General features: G+C 70.5%; 14 protein-coding genes and 1 pseudogene. 6 read left to right on the plus strand and 9 right to left on the minus strand.

Going from position 1 to position 16954, the window contains the following annotated elements; all coding sequences use genetic code 11:
• Positions 1–183 precede the first annotated feature (183 nt).
• The 3 genes and pseudogenes from CP982_RS01755 (at position 184) to CP982_RS01765 (ending at position 3405) form a co-directional block, all read left to right on the plus strand.
• Positions 184–621 carry a DUF2267 domain-containing protein gene (locus CP982_RS01755; protein ID WP_372503323.1) on the plus strand — a complete coding sequence of 146 codons (438 nt, stop codon included), beginning with the start codon at positions 184–186 and terminating at the stop codon, positions 619–621.
• Between the two features lie 300 nt (positions 622–921).
• Positions 922–1215 (plus strand): annotated as a pseudogene (locus CP982_RS42365) (transposase); the annotation flags it as partial.
• 363 nt (positions 1216–1578) lie between these two features.
• Positions 1579–3405, plus strand: coding sequence for a reverse transcriptase/maturase family protein (locus tag CP982_RS01765; protein WP_150508811.1), 1827 nt, complete (start codon positions 1579–1581; stop codon positions 3403–3405).
• A 678-nt stretch (positions 3406–4083) separates the two neighbouring features.
• Here CP982_RS01765 and CP982_RS01775 read toward each other — a convergent pair.
• Positions 4084–4911, minus strand: a complete 828-nt coding sequence (locus tag CP982_RS01775) for a hypothetical protein (protein ID WP_150508812.1) — start codon at positions 4909–4911, stop codon at positions 4084–4086.
• 73 nt (positions 4912–4984) lie between these two features.
• Positions 4985–5482 (minus strand): hypothetical protein, encoded by a 498-nt coding sequence (locus tag CP982_RS01780; RefSeq protein ID WP_150508813.1) that lies wholly within the window; start codon positions 5480–5482, stop codon positions 4985–4987.
• 267 nt (positions 5483–5749) lie between these two features.
• On the opposite strand from CP982_RS01780, the gene CP982_RS01785 reads away from it, so the two are divergent.
• The 3 genes from CP982_RS01785 to CP982_RS01795 all read left to right on the plus strand — a co-directional run bounded on the left by CP982_RS01785 (position 5750) and on the right by CP982_RS01795 (position 9184).
• Positions 5750–7393, plus strand: coding sequence for a class I adenylate-forming enzyme family protein (locus CP982_RS01785; RefSeq protein ID WP_221515681.1), 1644 nt, complete (start codon positions 5750–5752; stop codon positions 7391–7393).
• Between the two features lie 408 nt (positions 7394–7801).
• The gene (locus CP982_RS01790) at positions 7802–8749 is read left to right on the plus strand and encodes a hypothetical protein (protein WP_150508815.1); all 948 of its coding nucleotides are present in this window, start codon (positions 7802–7804) and stop codon (positions 8747–8749) included.
• Between the two features lie 84 nt (positions 8750–8833).
• Positions 8834–9184: a hypothetical protein gene (locus tag CP982_RS01795; protein WP_150508816.1), complete on the plus strand. Its 351-nt coding sequence runs from the start codon at positions 8834–8836 to the stop codon at positions 9182–9184.
• A gap of 35 nt (positions 9185–9219) precedes the next feature.
• On the opposite strand, the gene CP982_RS01800 is transcribed toward CP982_RS01795, so the two are convergent.
• From CP982_RS01800 to CP982_RS01830, 7 genes are all read right to left on the minus strand, one after another.
• Entirely contained in the window at positions 9220–9981 is a 762-nt protein-coding gene (locus CP982_RS01800) for a bestrophin-like domain (protein ID WP_221515682.1), read from the minus strand.
• Between the two features lie 161 nt (positions 9982–10142).
• Positions 10143–11384: an MFS transporter gene (locus tag CP982_RS01805; protein WP_150508818.1), complete on the minus strand. Its 1242-nt coding sequence runs from the start codon at positions 11382–11384 to the stop codon at positions 10143–10145.
• A 37-nt stretch (positions 11385–11421) separates the two neighbouring features.
• Positions 11422–12735, minus strand: coding sequence for a DegT/DnrJ/EryC1/StrS family aminotransferase (locus tag CP982_RS01810; RefSeq protein WP_150508819.1), 1314 nt, complete (start codon positions 12733–12735; stop codon positions 11422–11424).
• On the minus strand, positions 12729–13763 hold the full coding sequence (locus tag CP982_RS01815) for an NAD-dependent epimerase/dehydratase family protein (RefSeq protein ID WP_221515683.1): 1035 nt from the start codon (positions 13761–13763) through the stop codon (positions 12729–12731). The genes CP982_RS01810 and CP982_RS01815 overlap by 7 nt, the downstream gene beginning before the upstream one ends.
• A 594-nt stretch (positions 13764–14357) precedes the next feature.
• A complete protein-coding gene (locus CP982_RS01820) occupies positions 14358–14948 on the minus strand; it encodes a lytic polysaccharide monooxygenase auxiliary activity family 9 protein (RefSeq protein ID WP_150508820.1) in 591 nt (196 codons plus the stop codon).
• Positions 14949–15095: 147 nt separating this feature from the next.
• Complete coding sequence (locus CP982_RS01825) at positions 15096–15608, minus strand: hypothetical protein (protein ID WP_150508821.1); 513 nt, start codon at positions 15606–15608, stop codon at positions 15096–15098.
• Between the two features lie 50 nt (positions 15609–15658).
• Positions 15659–16897, minus strand: coding sequence for an MFS transporter (locus CP982_RS01830; RefSeq protein WP_150508822.1), 1239 nt, complete (start codon positions 16895–16897; stop codon positions 15659–15661).
• Positions 16898–16954: the final 57 nt, after the last annotated feature.

Raw genomic sequence — 16954 nt, forward strand, 5'->3', positions numbered from 1 at the left:
CGCCGGACTCCCCCACCAGAGCGGTACGGGCAGAGCGCAGCCTGAAACGCCCGCCCCCCGAGTCGGCCCCGCCCTCGCAGGCCGCGATCCGCTCCTTACCACCCTCCGCCCATCCGACCACTCACCTTCTACGCCCGCGCACCGGCACCCACACCGCGGCGCGGCAGAAAGGCACCCACTCCCGTGATCGCCGACCGGCACGCACCGCTGCGGACCCTGTCCGTGACGACGTACGAGCAGATGCTGGAGAAGGTCCGCTACGAAGGCGCCTACCCCACCCGGGACAGGGCCGAGGAAGCCGTCCGTCTGGTCCTTGCGGGACTGGGGCGCCAACTGACGGGCGACGAACGCGTCGAACTCGCCACCCGGCTGCCCCTCGAAGCCGCACGCGTCCTCACCGAGCAGATCCCCGCCACCCAGCCCCTCACCGGCTGGGCCTTCGTCCAGGACCTCGCCAGCCGCACCGGCGCCACCCTGGCCACCACCCGCTGGGACACCGGCTCAGTCCTCTGCACCGTCGCAACCCTGGCCGGACCCGACCTCCTCACCCGCATCCTGCACCAACTCCCCTCCGGCTACGCCCTGCTGTTCGGCCGCGCCGAACTCAGCCCGGCCGCATAAGGAGCCAGCGACGTGTGCACAGGTGGCACGGACCTCGCGCGGCCCGTGCCACCCGCGGGCTCGGCGGCATGAAGGTCCCCCACCGCGATCCCACCCCCCTGGCCATCACCTCCGCCTGCGAGCCATCTCGGCATCCGCGGAGCACGGCCGTGGCATCGCACTCGTTCGGACACTGTCCCGCCGCCTGTCCGTCCCGGACGACGTCTACGACGGCAGAACGGTGCGCGCTCCCCTACCCGCCGCAGCCTGAGACGCCTTCGTGGAAAGCTGTGCCACGCCACATGAGACTGGTATCCGTATGACGGGCGTCCGGGCCTCTCGCCCGCCCAACTGGCCACCGTCTGCGTGCTGAAGTTCGTGCTCGGGCTGTCGGACCGGCAGGCCGCCCGGTCGGTGCGTTACCGCATCGACTTCAAGTGTGCGCCGTTTCACTCGGCGCTGGATCGCTCCCGCAGGGAGCCGAGGCTCGGAAGGAGGTGGCCTCGGGGCCACCCGTCTTACCCGGACGCGAAAGCGCGAGGGGACCACAGCATGGCGGGAAAGCATGGAGGGTCGCGAAGGCATCGAAGACCCTGCTGTGCGAGGCCCGCGTGATACGGCGAAGGCCATACTGCTTGAAGCCGAGTCTCCAGGGACGCAAGTCGTACGTCCTGCGACACGATGCCTGTAGTCGCAGCCACCGGTATCGGGCGGTCCTATTTGAGCCGCCTCAACCCTTCCGGCCGGTGGACAGCGGGCAGCGAGCCCGCCCGAGGGGACGGACAGGCCGCCTACGTCACGCTCGATACGTCCAGCGCAAGGGGAATACGGGATCGCCTACGGGGCGCGAGCCCTATGGCGACGGAGTGCCCGTAGTAGTCGTGGGAGTCACGCCCCACCGAGGAGGACGGGAAAGCCGTCCGCAGGGCCAAGGGGCACAGGTGTCAGCAGATCGACGGTGATGGTGAGGTATGCGTAATGCAGAGCGCCGAAGCCCTCCTTGAGATCATTCGTGAGCGCGGCAGGAAGCGGCTGCCGCTGGAACGCCTCTACCGGTGTCTGTTCAACCCGGAGTTGTACTTGGTCGCCTACGGGCGGATCTACCGCAACCACGGAGCGATGACACCGGGCAGTACGGCCGAGACCGTGGACGGCATGTGCTTGGCAAAGATCCAGGCGATCATCGACGCGCTCCGATCCGAGCGTTATCGCTGGTCCCCGGCACGCCGTGTCTACATCAAGAAGAAGGGAGCGACGAAGAGTCGGCGCGGTCTAGGTCTGCCGACCTGGTCGGACAAGCTGTTGCAAGAGGTGATGCGTCTGTTGCTTGAGGCGTATTACGAGCCGCAGTTCTCCGATCACTCCCACGGATTCCGGCCCGGCCGGGGCTGCCACACCGCCCTGCAAGAGATCTACACCGGGTGGCGCGGCACCACATGGTTCGTCGAGGGAGACATCGCCCAGTGCTTCGATCGGCTCGACCACCAGGTCCTGCGGTCGATCCTGGCCGAGAAGATCCACGACAACCGCTTCCTGCGGTTGGTCGACGGGCTGCTCCAGGTCGGATATCTGGAACAGTGGCGCTATCACGCGACGTTGAGCGGTTCGCCGCAAGGCGGTGTGATCTCGCCGATCCTGTCCAATATCTACCTGGACCGGCTGGACAAGTACATCGAGGCGAAACTGCTGCCCGCCTACAACCGGGGAGCCCGACGCGCCGAGAACCCGGCATACGCGCGGATAGCGCATGCGATCGAGACAGCCCGGCGGAACCACCGCGTCGAGGAGGTGCGGCAGTTGCGCAAGCAGATGCAGCACATGCCTTCCAAAGACGTGAATGACCCCGGCTTCCGGCGCTTGCGATATATCCGTTATGCCGACGACTGGGCGCTGGGCCTGACCGGCCCCAAGCGGGAAGCAGAGCAGATCAAGGAGGAGGTTGGCCAGTTCCTGCGTGACGAGCTCAAGCTGGAACTGTCCGAGGCCAAGACCTTGATTACCCACGGGCGGACGCAGGCCGCCCGGTTCCTGGGCTACGAGATCGTGGTCCTGGACAACGACAGCAAGCACGACCGGCGCGGTCGCCGCAGCATCAACGGGCAGATCGGGCTGAAGGTGCCGGCTGACGTCGTCCACGCGAAGTGCAGGCCCTACCTCCACCACGGCCGACCGGCCAGGATCGCCGGACGCATGGTCGACAGCGACTTTTCGATCGTCGCCCAGTACCAGGCCGAGTTCCGTGGCATCGCGGAGTACTACCAACTGGCGTTCAACCGCCACCGCTTCCGACGGCTGAAGTACGCCATGGAAGTGTCGCTGACCAAGACGCTGGCACAGAAATACCGCACCACCGTCCCGAAGGTCTACCGACGCTACCGCGCCGCACTCCAGACCGACCTCGGCCCCCGCAAGGGGCTGCGGGTCACCGTCGAACGCGGCGACGGACGACCGCCGTTGGCGGCCGAGTGGGGTGGGATCTCGCTTAAGCGAAGGATCAAAGTCTCCCGTCTCGACGACCAGCCCCGAAGGGTCTGGAACGGTGACCGGACGGAGCTGCTGCAACGGCTCCTCGCCGATGTCTGCGAACTCTGCGGTTCGCGGACGGATGTGGAAGTGCACCACATCCGGCACCTGAAGGACCTGAACGTCAAGGGGAGGCCCAAGCGTTCGACATGGGCCAGGACGATGGCCGCGCGCCGTCGCAAGACCCTGGTCGTCTGCCGTGGCTGCCACGAGGACATCCATGCTGGACGTCCCACGGGCAACAGCTCACGAAGAACGGCACTGGAGAGCCGGGTGCGGTGACAAGCCGCACGCCCGGTTCGGGAAGGGGCCGTCGGAAAAGGACCTCAGCCAGGGGCACCTCGTCGGCGGCCTACTTCACACGCCCTCGCGATGGAGCTGGACGACCCCGGCTTCCATCACAGCGTGCTGTCCGACTTACGCGACCGTCTCACCGAGGGCGACCGCGCCGACCGCCCTGGCCCGCCGCAAGGAGGCTGGCCTGGTGCGCGAGCGCACCAGGTAGCGCATCAACTCCACCCACATCCTGGCCGCGGTCCGCGCCACCGGCAACGACGCCGTCCGGCTCCTGGAACACCTCCGCCAGCGTGGGGGAGATCGCGCGTTCGGCCCACGTGTCCAGGCCCTGCGCCAGATCATGGTGCAGAGCTACCACCTCGACGCCGCGGGCCACCTGCGCTGGCGCACCGCCGAGACGGAAGACGGCCCTCCCGAGTGATCGTCTCGCCCTACGACACCTCGGTCCGCTACGCACGGCACGGGCGCATCATCAGCTGGGATGGGTTCTCCGCCCATCTCACGGAGACGTGCGCTCCCGACGACCGAACGTGATCACGGACGTGGCCACCACCACAACCACCCACGACAGCAAGAACGAGACACCGACCGCATCCGCTGCCCTCGCCGAGCGAAGTGCTGGTGCGCGTAGGAGCAGTCAGCGTACGACCGCGCGCCGCCGGGCTACGCGGGCGGGCCCGCCAAGGACACCGTGACGACCGTCGGGGCCAGTCGTCCCGTGGCGCGCAGCGCCTCGGCGGTTGTTTCCAGCAGCCACACCGCCAGGTCCGGCGACCACTCGCGCGTGCCGCAGCCGAACCGGATCACCTCACGCATGCCCTCGGTGTGCACCGACCGGCCGAGAGCGAGGTCCAGGCCCGGAAATCCTCCCTGCGCCACCGCCGGGGTGACCTCCGCCGCTTCCTGCGCCCGCTCCTGTACCGCCTCGCACAGGGCCGCCGTGTCGTGTTCGTCCGCTCCGCCCTCGCCCGGGCGGCAGGAGACGGTCACCACCACTTCGTAGCGGGTGTCCGGATCGGCCAGGCCGAACCACGGGGCCAACTCGATCTGGTGGAACGCCGTGTCGCGCTCGGTCGCCTGCAGCGGCAGCAGGGCGTGCAGGCCCGTGAACGTCACCTCGCCCACGCGGGCGAGCGTCTCGGACAGCACCAGGGCGATCGGCCGGACGGGAATCCCCGGTCGCGGAGGGTCGGTGTGGACTCCCGCCCCCAGCCACGCGAGCTCGTGCACCGCGCCGTCCTGCGTCCAGTCGCCGCCGACCTCTTCGTGAGCCCACGCCGTGGGCTCGTGCTCGGCCGTGACCTCGCCGTGCTCGTACAGCAGACCGCCCACGGTCCGCCAGCCGTAGGAACCGGCCCGGTCGACGGCGAGGGAGAGGACTTCCTCCTCGACTGAGCCTTCGGGGTCGTCGTCCCGCGTCACCACCCGGTCGAACCACTGATGCCGATGCAGGGTCCCATGCAGGCCGACGACGACGGTGGGGGGAAACACAGGCAGGCACTCCCGGAGAAAGATGGCGAACGGTGCCGGAAGGTTACTCTTCCGGCACCGTCTCAGCCGTGGATCACAGACCGCAGCCCAGCTTCTGGGTAGCGGTGGTCTTCCTGTAGCTGTCGTCCGAGTAGCCGATCAGGTCGACGTCGATGACGCTGCGGAACTCGTACACGCCCACGTTGTACGTGCACTTGTACGCCGCCGCCGCGCGCTTGCCGCTGCCACCGCCGGAGTAGACGTTCCGCACGTCCGTGCTCAGGGTCTTCCACTGGCCCCCGCGCTTGACCTGAAGCCACACGGTGACCTTGGCCTTGACGCCCCGGGCCGGGCCGCTCAGGTTCTTCCACCAGCCGTGGGCGTTGATGTGGCCCTTCACCGTGTGCGAGAAGTGCACGTTGTCGCCGAGGGTCTGGAACGCCCCGACGCCGGAGGCGGCGCGGCCGGCCTTCGCGGTGGCGACGCTCTGCTTCCGCGGCGCGTCGGAGTCGGCGGCCCGAGCGGGCACGGCCGCGCCGACGGCGAGCAGTGTGGCCAAGGCAGCGGAAGCCGCCCCCGTACGGATACGCACGTGGAGTTCCCCCAAAGAGCCGTTCGGTCGCGGCACGTTCGACGCGACGTTGGTCCGCGCCGCAGTCTAAACACCTGGTCCTGGGCCTGTAGCGGCGGTGTCCCGCGACGGGGGCGCCGAGCGCACCGAACCCGGCCGAGCAGGCCGCCAGAGGAGCGAAATGTAGCCATTCGCCCCAAGCCCGGAGGGCATGCTACTCCCCCTGTTTTTGGCCGAAGTTACCCCCCGCAAGGACCCGATTTCCGAGCGGCGTGTTTGCATGTGTCCATGATCATTAACGCGCAGCAAACAACCGGCCCACGCACGTATGTGGACCGCGTCCTGGAGCACTGGCACAAGGACGAAGAGGCCGAGGCGCTCGTCCAGGGCGCACAGCGGCTGACCCGGAAGGAGGCCCGCGAGCGGCTGTTCCAGCTGGGGCACGCACTGCGTGGGCAGGGGCTCGCGCCCGGCGACGCGGTGGGTCTGTTCCTGGCCAACCGTGTGGACTCCGTCCTGGTGCAGATCGCGGTCCATCTCATCGGCTGCCGCGTCGTCTTCCTGCCGCCCGAGCCCGGGCCCGGCGAACTCGCCGCCCTGGTCGAGCAGTCCCGGGCCCGCGTCGTGGTCACCGACCCGCTCTTCGCACAGCGGGCCGCCGACGCGGCCGGCCGCAGCGTCCACGCCCCCGTGCTGCTCAGCGTCGGCCCCTGCGACCAGCCGTGCCCGGACCTGCTCGCCCTGGCGGCGGAGTGCCCGGCGGCGCGCCCCGAGGGTGTGCCCGACCCGGGAGCGGACGAAGCCGTCACCGTGCTCTACACGGGCGGCACCCTGGGCCGCCCCAAGCTCGCCGCACACAGCCACCGGCTCTACGACGTACTGGTCGACCTCGCGGAGGACGAGACGCAGGATTCCGGCCCCGGGTTCTTCCCGGCCATGGACCCGAGCACGGACCGGGTGCTCGTCTCCACGCTGCTCACGCACGGCAGTGGCCATCTCACCTCGCTCCAGGCGCTGGTGACGGGGTCCGCGCTCGTCGTGCTGCCCGAGTTCGAAGCGGGCGCGGCGCTGAAGGTGCTGCGCGAGGAGCGGATCACCGCCACCATGTTCGTACCGCCGATGCTGTACGCGCTGCTCGACCACCCGGAGGCCGTGCCCGGCGCGCTGCCCGCGCTGCGGCGGATCGTCGTCGGCGGCGCGGCCTCATCCCCCAGCAGGCTGCAACAGGCCGTCGAGGTCTTCGGCCCGGTGCTCAGCCAGGGCTACGGGCAGTCGGAGGCGCTCGGCATCGCCGCGTTCGGCGCGGAGGACCTCGCGTCGGAGGCGGCCCGCCGCCCCGAGCTGTGGCGGAGCTGCGGGCGCGCGATATCCGACACCGAGATCGAGATCCAGGACGAGGACAGCGGCGCGGCGCTGCCCGTCGGGCAGGTCGGCGAGGTGTGCGTACGGGGCGAGACGGTGATGCTCGGCTACTACGAGGACCCGCAGCGCACCGCCGAGGCGATGCGGGACGGCTGGCTGCGCACGGGGGACGTGGGCTACCTCGACGCCGAGGGGTACCTCTACCTCGTCGACCGGGCCAAAGACATCATCGTCACCGGCAGCACCAGCGACAACGTCTACTCCCGGGTCCTGGAGGACTTCCTGCTCACGCTGCCCGGCGTGCGCAATGCGGCGGCCCTTGGCGTACCCGACGAGGAGTACGGAGAGGCCGTGCAGATCTTCCTCGCCACTGCCGAGGGCGCCGAAGTCGACCCGGACGCGGTGAGCGCGGCCGTGACCGCCGCGCTGGGAGAGCTGTACACGCCGCGCAAGACCGTGCTGCTCTCCCAGCTGCCCACGACCAAGGTCGGCAAGGTGGACAAGAAGGCACTCCGCGCCACATGGGTCACCGGCGCCCAGGACGCCCCGCTCACCACGGTCGAGGGCTGATCGACGCGGTCTGCGACGTGACCGGCACGGCGTGCGGACGCACCGACCGCCCCGGGCGGGCTCCCCGGCTCGCCCGGGTCCCGGTGGTCGCGTCGGTGACATCCGTGCGCGCCGTGCCGGTACGGAATGCGCCACTTCCGGAAATCCCGTCGCGATAGCGATTTCGACGTACTGATCCGCTGCACGCGCCGCCGCTGCCATAGCTGTCATAACTGCCGGGCGATCAATTCCAGCGTCCTTTCCTGCTATTGACGCTCGATGTGATGCGGCGTATATCTCTTGTCACCGCAACCGGTACAGCGGAGTGATCGGATATTCCCCGGGGCCGCGGAGCCCCGGGGGACGGCCGCCCGGGACAGGGGAGTTTCCCGGCAATCCGCTGCCGCGAAACAAGGGGGTCGAACATATATGCTTCGCATCACGGCCGATATCTTCTCCGGCCGCCCCGATCCGGTGTCCGACATCACCGACGAGAGCGAAGTACGGGCGCTGCTCCGTGAGGTGGACAGCAATCGGAGCCTGTTCCTCAGTGAGGCGCCCCCCGAGGGCGGTCTCGGCGTACGGGGATTCTGGCTCGAACCTCTGAACGACGAGCTGGGCAGCGACTTCGGCACCGAGCCGAGGCTGTATCTCCCGGTCGGCGCCCAGGCCCGCGGTGGCCGCGCGGCCGAAATCGGCGAGCGGCTCGTCACCTTGATGGAGAGCGGGGAGCCCGCCGCCTCCGGTGAAGCGGCGGAGGTCATGGACGCCTCGCTGCGCGACTTCGTGATTCCGCAACTGGCGGTCCCCGCCAGGGTCACCGTCACCGACCAGACCACGTCGACGGGAGCGGGACCGGAAGCCGAGGACGGCTCGGCCGAGGGATCGGCGGAGGTCTCCACGAAAGCCGCCTGCACCATTGAACTCGGAGCGTTCAACCCGGGATTCTGGAACAACGACTCGACTGTCCGACTGAACAACAACTGCTACAACTACGCGAGCAACTGGCGGACGAATACGTTCGCCCAGCCGGGCCGTGGTTGCGGCAACATGTACAAGGCCATCACCTGTGCCGAAGTGACGCGTGCTTCGCTGTGCGACGGAATGCACCACCGGTTCGACTGCTTCCCCGACACCGAAAAGCCGCGCTACTTGGTCGCGCTTGTCATCGCCCCCGGCCCCGGCTTCATCGACTTCCACTGGTTCCGCAAGCAGAACGAGGGATTCTGGGGCCACAAGCCCGGCAGCACGGCCGCCCGCAACACGGACAACAGCGGAAACGTCATCTTCAACCCGGAGACCGCCAACCGTGGTCCGTACACGGTATTTTGCGGCTACTTCTACGGGTGCAACTCGCAACGCCAGCGGATAAGGTAGCGGGCCCAGCGCCCTCCCCGAGCCGGGAGGGCGCTTTCCGCAGCCGGGGCGGACCACCGGCACGGCCTCCAGGGAATGACCGGTATGGATGTGGAGATCGACCTCTACAGCGGACGGCGGAATCCGGTGTTCGGCCTCGCGCCGGAAGCCGAGGCGGACCTGATGTGCCGGATCGCCACCCTGCCCCTCGCGCCGCCCGGGGCCGCCCCCCTCCAGGGGCTCGGCTACCGAGGCCTACGCATCACCAATGGCCCGGCGGCCAACATCGCGGAGATCGTGGTGTCCGGCGAAGTGGTCGTCGTCCGCGACCGCGACGGCGCGGAGCGGGTGCTCCGCGACGAGGGACGCGCGGTGGAGCACTGGCTCGCCGACCTCGCCGCGGCCAGCCTGGAGCCGACGGAGGCATCGGTGCTGCGCCGGGAGCTGCGGGGCTGACCCGGAGCCACACTCCACCCGCCCTCCCTGCGAGGTCACCAGAACTGGGACAGCGGGCCCACCTTGTACGCCGTCGTGTCGACGCTGATGCTGCCGGCGAAGGGGTGGTCGAGGACTACGACGAGCAGCAGGCTGAATCCGATGAGGGCGGCGACCGAGGCGACGAAGAGGAGTTGGACGCGGCGGCTGTTGATGCCGTAGAGGAAGGTCAGGGGGATGAATGCCAGGGCGGCGCCGTACACCAGCGTCTTCAGCAGTCCGGGCAGTTCCTGGTCGGCGATGGTCATGCGGGCGCGGCGCTGGGTGACCACCTCGTTGAGGTCGTCGGTCGCCTTGCGGTAGAAGGCCTTCTCCCTCTCCGTACGCGGTTCGTAGGTCTGGAGCGCGGTGAACAGGTCGCGCATCTGCTGTTGGGCGACGGAGTACCGGGGCTTCCCGGTGCGCATGAGGGGCCACTGCACGTCGACCACCTTGTGGATGTAGGCGCCGACGGCCGCGTGGACGCGGTCGCGCCGGGAAGGCGGGAACACCTCGCTGTCCCAGGTGAGCTGGGCCAGGGACGAAGCCTCGCGCTGCACCACCGCGTCGGCCTCCTGCGCCTGGGTCCACAGCGTCACCACGACGAACGCGAGAATGATGCCGTAGATGGCGCCGTACATGCCGAGGACGACTCCGACCATGTCGTTGTGCTGGCCGTCTGCCAGCTCCGGGTGCAGCCGGTGCGTCAGTACGCTGCCCGCCAGTGCCAGGACGACGATGCCGCCGACGATGACGGCGGCGATCGCAGTGGTGGACATGTTGTTCAGCAGCCACAGTTCCACAGGCCCCCCAGGCGGAGTCTCACGCTGAGTCGGCGAGACAACAGGCAAGCAAGCACGCTCATTTGTGCTGCGTCACTGCAGCCACCGATATGCCTGGGAGGCGCGTTCGCCACTCGGAAGGGGGAAACCGTCAGGGGTCAGCGCCTTCGCAGACGGGTGGAGAGGACCGCCATGGTGGCCATGAGGGCCGGGAGGACCAGCATCGCTGTGCGCAGGGTGGTGGATTCGGTGAGGGCGCCGATGACGGGCGGCCCCGCCAGGAAGCCTAAGTAGCCGACCGCGGAGACGGCGGCGATGGCGGGGCCGGGGCGTTCGGGGTCGAGGTCGGCCGCGTGGCTGAAGACGACGGGGATGACGGCGGCCATGCCCAGGCCGAGCAGCCCATAGCCCAGGAAACCGGCGAGGACCGTGGGCGAGGCGATCGGGATCAGCGCGCCCACCCCGGCGACCGCCGCGCAGCCCAGGGTGAAGCGGGTCGTACCGACGCGGGAGCGGACGCGGTCGGCGGAGAGCCGTCCGACGACCATCCCGGCCGAGAAGACGGCGAACCCCACGCCCGCCAGGCCCGCCGACGCGCCCGTCACCTCGTGCAGATAGACCGCGCCCCAGTCGTTCACGACCCCCTCCCCCATCAGCGCGCAGAACGCGACGAGACCGGGGATCCACAGGCCGGGGCCCGGCAGCGCCAGGAGCGGGCCGGAGTCCTCCGCCGTCCGCTCCGCCCGCCGCTCCTCGGGCACGAGGGCGGTCGCCGCCCAGGCCGCCACCGCGCACAGCACCACCGCGGTGACGGCGAAGTGCGGCCCGGTGCCCACGCCCGCCGACGCCACGATGCCGCCGGCGCCCGCCCCCACGATGCCGCCGAGGCTGAACATCGCGTGGAAGCCGCCGAGCACCGGCCGCCCGTAGGCCCGTTCGACCAGGACGCCCTGGGTGTTCATCGCCACGTCGACGGCGGTGTTGCCGCAGGCGAACAGCGCGAGCGTCGCCGTGAGCAGGGCGAGCCCGGGGACGAAGGCGAGCCCGGCGAGCGCCGCCAGATAGACGGCCATCCCTGCGCAGAGCACCGCCCGGCTGCCGTACCGGGCCACCAGGCCGCCCACCAGCGGCAGGCCGACGAAGGCCCCGCCGCTCAGACCCACGAGCGCCACCGCCAGCTCCCCCGCGGAGAGGTCGAGCCGGTCCTGGACCGCGGGGACGCGGGCCGCCCAGGTGGCGAAGGCGGCGCCGGTGACGAAGAAGACCGTGCTCACGGCCAGCCGCATCGCTCTCAGGCGGGCCGTGGAGCCGGGGCCTGGGTGGAGGTGGCTGTCCGGGACTTTCAGGGGTGGGTGGTGCTCCGTCCTGTCCGGCGGTGCCCCGTCCGGCTTCTTCCCCATCGGCGTGCGGGTCCTTTCCTGTGCTCGTCCTGTGCCGCTACGGGGCTTCGGCCGCCCTGCGCCGTGCCAGCGCGAGCAGGGCGTCCCGCTCTTCCACCAGGACCTTGTGGAAGACGTCGGCGAACAACCTCATGGTCCCCTCGTCGTTCGGCGGGCCCAGGGAGCTGAAGCTCTGGCCGAGGACCAGTCTGCGGCGGCAGATCTCCTCGCTCACCGGATACTCCTCCGGACGGTACGCGTGCCCGGGGGCGGCGTGGCCGCAGGTCCACGGGCAGCCCCGGCCGTATCCGCGCAGGTCCTGGAAGAGGGTCTGCGCGGGGACCGGCCGCGGCTGCCAGCGCATGATGCCGAGGCCCTCGGCGTTCACGGCCTCTTCGAGGGCGTCGCGGAACGCCTCCACGGGCACGTCGGCCGGGTCGAGGCCGAGCTCCTCCGGCATGACGAGCAGCGGGTAGAAGAAGTAGACGTGCGTGCGGTCGGCCGGGACGACCGGCGGGCGGATGCCCGGGACTCCCGCGAGGGCGGCGGTGAGCGCCGCGCCGTTGGCCTCGCGGGCGCGGGTCATCTCCGGCAGCCGGGCGAGCTGGGAGCGGGCGAAGGCCGCGGCGAGCACGTCGATGCGGTAGTTCCAGCCCATGATGCGGGCGTTGTAGTCCCGCCCCTGGCCCGGCAGTTCCTCGCCGAACATCAGCACCCGCCGGGCGAGCTTGAACTGCTCCTCGTCCCGGGTCGCGAAGAGTCCGCCCTCGCCGAGCGCCGAGAGGGTCTTCGAGCCGTTGAGACTGGCCCCGCTCATGGCGCCGAGCGAACCCACCGGGCGGCCGCGGTAGGTGGCGCCGTGGGCCTGGGCCGCGTCCTCGATGAGCGTCAGGCCGTGTCGTTCGGCGACGGCGGCCAGGGCGTCGTGGTCGGCGGGCAGACCGTTCAGGTCGACGGCGATGATCGCGCGCGTACGGGAGGTGATCCGCTCCTCGATCAGCGCGGGGTCGAGGGCGAACGTGTCGATGTCCGTGTCGACGAAGACGGGGATCGCGTTGGCCTGGAGCACGCACGACGCCGATGCCAGGAAGGTGTCGGCGGGCACGAGCACCTCGTCGCCCGGCTCGACGCCCGCGGCGGCGATCGCCATGTGCAGGGCCGCCGTACCGGAGTTGGCGGCCAGGACGTACGGCATGGAGGTGTACTCCCCCCACGCCTCCTCCAGTTCCCGCACCGCCCGCATCGGCCAGTGCCAGGGCGTGGCCGCGTCCAGGGCGTCGAGTACGGCCTTGCGGTCCGCGTCGACGATGTGCGGCCACGGCGCGACCGCGCCCTCGGGCACGAGCCGGGTGCCGCCGTCGAGCGCTAACATGCCGCGGCCTCCGTCAGGCGCCTGCGCTCCGGCCGCTCCTTGCGGAACACCGCCTTCGCCGTGGGGAGTTCGGGGAAGGGGCCGAGGGCGGCGGCCAGCGATTCCAGACCGTCCGCCAGCGGGATCGCGGGGCTGAAGCCGAGGGCGGCGAGCCGGGAGACGTCGGCGACGAGGGAGAAGCTGTCCTCCAGGCTGCTGTCGTCGGCGTCGAGGAGCGCGGGCCGCCCGGTGGCCTTGCCGACCGCCTCTGCGAGATCGCGCAGTGACACCTCCGTGCCGCTGCCCAGGTTGTACGTCTCGCCGTCCAGGCCCCGCTCCGCGAGGGTGACGAGGGCCCCGCACAGGTCTTCGACGTGGATGAAGTCCCGCGTCTTGCGGTCGATGTCCCCGACGACGGGGATCGGCATTTCGTTGAGGTGCCAGCGCAGGAACTGCGACACCTCGCCGCCCGCGCGGCTCGGGTCCTCGCCGGGTCCGTAGACGACGAAGGAACGCCCGATCACGACGGGCAGACCGGCGGACTGCTGCAGGCTGCGCAGGGTGAGTTCGCCGGAGAGCTTGGAGGCCCCGTACGGCAGGAAGGGCTGGGTGGGGTGGTCCTCGCCCATCGGTGAGGAGCGCGGGGTGCCGTAGACGATCGCGGAGGAGAGGTAGACGAGGCGCTGGACGCCGAGTTCGAGGCAGGCGTTGCCCACGTTGCAGGTGCCCAGGGCGTTGAGGTGGAAGTCGTGGCGGGGCTTCTCGACCGACACGGTGCCACTCGCGTTGCCCGCCAGGTGGAAGACGACGTCGGCTCCTTGCAGGGCGAGCAGGGTCTCGCCGTAGTCGCGCAGGTCGGCGCGGGCGTGCCGCACGCCGGGCAAGGCCGCGACGTGCGCGGGGAGTTCCGCGTGATCGACGACGGTGATCTTCTTGTCGAGGCGGCTGAGGCTGGTGACCAGATGGCTGCCGACGAAACCGGCACCCCCGGTCACCACGACTTCGTCGTGCTCATGGAGCCCGCCGGATGTGTCTGACGTGCGGATCAAGGTTGCCCCCGTGGTTGAAGTCCGGAACCGCGCTGATGCCCCGTCGCTCGGCGCACCGCATCGCGGCGACAGCGGATGGAGGGACCGGGACGGGACCGTCTCGGCGTGCCGGGAGCCGCATCTGCGCGTGGGCGACAGCAGGCCGGTCGGGCCCGGATCGGTGCGGATCGGCGTGAGCGGTGGACGAAGCGGCGTGAGCGGTACGTGAGGCTGCGGAGCCACGCGGAAACGCCGCGTCGCCCCCCAGTGGAACACGTCGGAACGCCGCCGGAACAAGTGCTCCAGCAAAGATGGCCGATGTGGCCTTCCCGCCCTGACGCACCCCGTCACTCGATACGGAAGATGGCCGATGACGGCCCCTTGGAGGGAGCGACCGCCCCGCTCAGGCGTACCGGAGTCCGGGGCTCGACGGAGACCGGAGCGTCTCGGATGGCTGAATTGTCACGTGCTCAGCCGGTACAACTACCGGTGCGGCTGCCCGTACGGCTGCCCGTACGGGGAACGGCAAGGCCCCGGGGCGGCAACCGGCCCGGGGCCCACGGCGGGGGCGGGTGGGGAGGTGGTGGCGATGCGCGCCCCCAGCCAACGGATGTGTCAGAAGCGCACGTCGGAGCAGGCGTAGAAGGCGTTGCCCGTGTCGGCGATGGTCCAGACGCCGAGGATGAGGTGCCGGCCGGTCTTCTGGGGCAGGACGCCCGCGTGGGTGACGGTGGAGCCGGGCTGACGGCCGCCGAAGGCCACCGTGAGGAACGGCTGCGGGTCAAGGTCGGCCCTGGTCAGCGGCTTGGTGGAGTCCCAGCCGTCCTTGGTGATGTAGTAGCGGAAGTCGGTGGTGGAGTGGCGGGCGGTGATCCGCCAGACGAAGGTGTGGCTCTGACCGGCCGTCAGGCTGGTGGCGGGCCAGTTCCCGCCGCGCGGGTCGTCCAGTTCGTGGAAGCGCCCGATGCCGCCCGAGCAGATGTGTCCGTCGGCGGGCCCGCGCGCGGGGAATCCCTTGGGGCCCTCCACGCTCGGCGGCTCCCACTGGATCTGCCCGCAGTTCCGGACGGTGCCGTTGCCGCACAGCTGCTGGCGGCTGACGGGCGAGTCGGTGTAGCCGTGGCCCTGGGCGGCGCCGCCCGTGGCGAGAACGGCGGTTCCGGCGAGGCCGAGGCCCAGGAGTAACGAGGTGAGCTTCTTGCGCATGCGGTGCTCCCGTGGTCCGAGGGTGCGGGTGGGGGGGACGCACCCCTCGGAAGCACTGCCGGATCGTACGGCGAGGACAAGGCGGCAGCGCGGAAGCAACCGGAGGGCACACGTCCGACGCGGTCTAGACCAAGTCCGAGAGTAGCCCTATGAGTTAGTCATGTCCATACCAATCGAGGCCCGCCGGGCCGCGCCCGTCGGCAGTCGGCGGCGCAGCCAGGGCGCCGAGGCGAGGACGAAGAGGCCGAAGGCCAGCAGCACGATGACGTCGACCGAGCCCGCGCCGAGGCCGCTGTGCCGCACGCCGTACACCGCGTACAGGTTGGACGCCAGGTCCGCGAGCATCGTCAGGCAGGTGAGGTACAGGCCGCCGCGGCGGGCCTTGAGGAGCAGCACCCCGGAGAGCGAGTCGAAGACGATCAGCGAGTTCCAGAAGGCGTTGAGCCACGTCGGCGCCCACGCACGGGAGCGGAAGCCCCACAGGACGAGGTCGACGACGTGCACGCACGCGCCGTAGAGCATGACGGCGCCGATGAACACGGCCACGGCCCGGGGGGCGGCGGGCAGGGCGCGCAGGCCGCGGGGCGGGCGCGGCGCGCGGCGGCGCGCCGGGGGTCGCTCCCCGGCGCGCCGCCGCACTTCGCCGCTTCGCTGGTGCACGTGGTCACTCCTCCTGTTGTCGCTGCCCGCCGTCCGGTCCCGGCCGCCGGTCAGACGGGGTCGGCCTCGCGCACCGGCTCACGCGCGGTGTCGACGGGCGCGGTCGGGGCCTTCCACCGCTGCTCCTGGCGCGTGAAGAGGTATCCGGCCGCCGCGAGGACGACCGCCGCCATCGCCACGAGCAGCACCTTGAAGTTGACCACGGCGATGAGAGCGGCTCCGCAGGCCATGGCCAGCATCTGCGGCAGGGTCATCATCAGGTTGAACCCGGAGTAGACCCGGCCGACCAGTTCGGGCGCGGTGTGGCGCAGGCCGACCGTGGTCAGGCCGACCGCGATCCAGGGCAGGCTCGCGCCGCACAGGACCATGCCGGTGGCGACCGCGGCGACGGCCGGAACGGTCTGGAGGAGCGCCCCGGCGGCGAAGGCCACCATGCCGAGGGCGACCAGCATGCCCTCGCCGATGCGCCGCCCGATGCGGGCCGCCGTGAGCCCGGCCGCGATGGCACCGGCGCCCTGCCCGGCGAGCAGCACGCCGAGGAACGACGGGGCCCGGCCGAGGCCGTCGTCGACGACGGCGAGGCCGACCGTCTCGGCCAGGCCCATGGCGACCATCGTGAGCGCGCTGGCGATGGTGAGCTGGCGCAGGACGACCGTCCGCGCGAGGTGCCGCACCCCTTCGGTGATCTCCCGCAGCCAGCTGTCGCCGCTGCGCTCCGGCGCGCTCTCCTGGTGGCGGACCGCCGTCAGGAAGGCGACGGCGGCCAGCATCAGCGCGATGTTGACGGCCACCACGGCGTGCGCGCCGAGTGCCGCGTACAGGCCGGCGCCCGCGATCGGGGAGATCAGGCGCAGGCCCTGCTTGACCGTCTGCGTGAGCGCGTTGGCGTCGGGGAGCTGCTCCTCGGGCACGAGCACGCGCAGGAAGGCCGCCTGCGCCGGGTCCACGAAGCTGTACGAGAGACCGTAGAGCAGCATGACCACGTAGATGAGCCAGATCTGCCCGCTGTCCTGGACCAGGAGCAGCGACGCCACCACGGCGGCCGTGCCGAGGTACAGGCCCATGAGGAGCGGGCGTCTGCGGTACCGGTCGGCGGTCATGCCGCCGACCGGTGCGCAGAGCGTCCCTACGATCACCAGGAAGAAGGTGAACGCGGCGGCGGAGTTGCTGCCGGTCAGCTCCTTGACCCAGATGCCCGCCACGAGCCAGAGCATCGTGTCGCCGAGGATCGCGCAGAGCTGTCCCAGGATGAGCCATCGGACAGTGCGGTCGGCCAGGAGCCGTCCCATGCGGTGTGCTTCCTTTCTGAAGGGTCGCGCGCGCCTCGAAGGGCTGCGCGCGGCAGG

The organism is Streptomyces spectabilis (assembly GCF_008704795.1).
Classification (GTDB): domain Bacteria; phylum Actinomycetota; class Actinomycetes; order Streptomycetales; family Streptomycetaceae; genus Streptomyces; species Streptomyces spectabilis.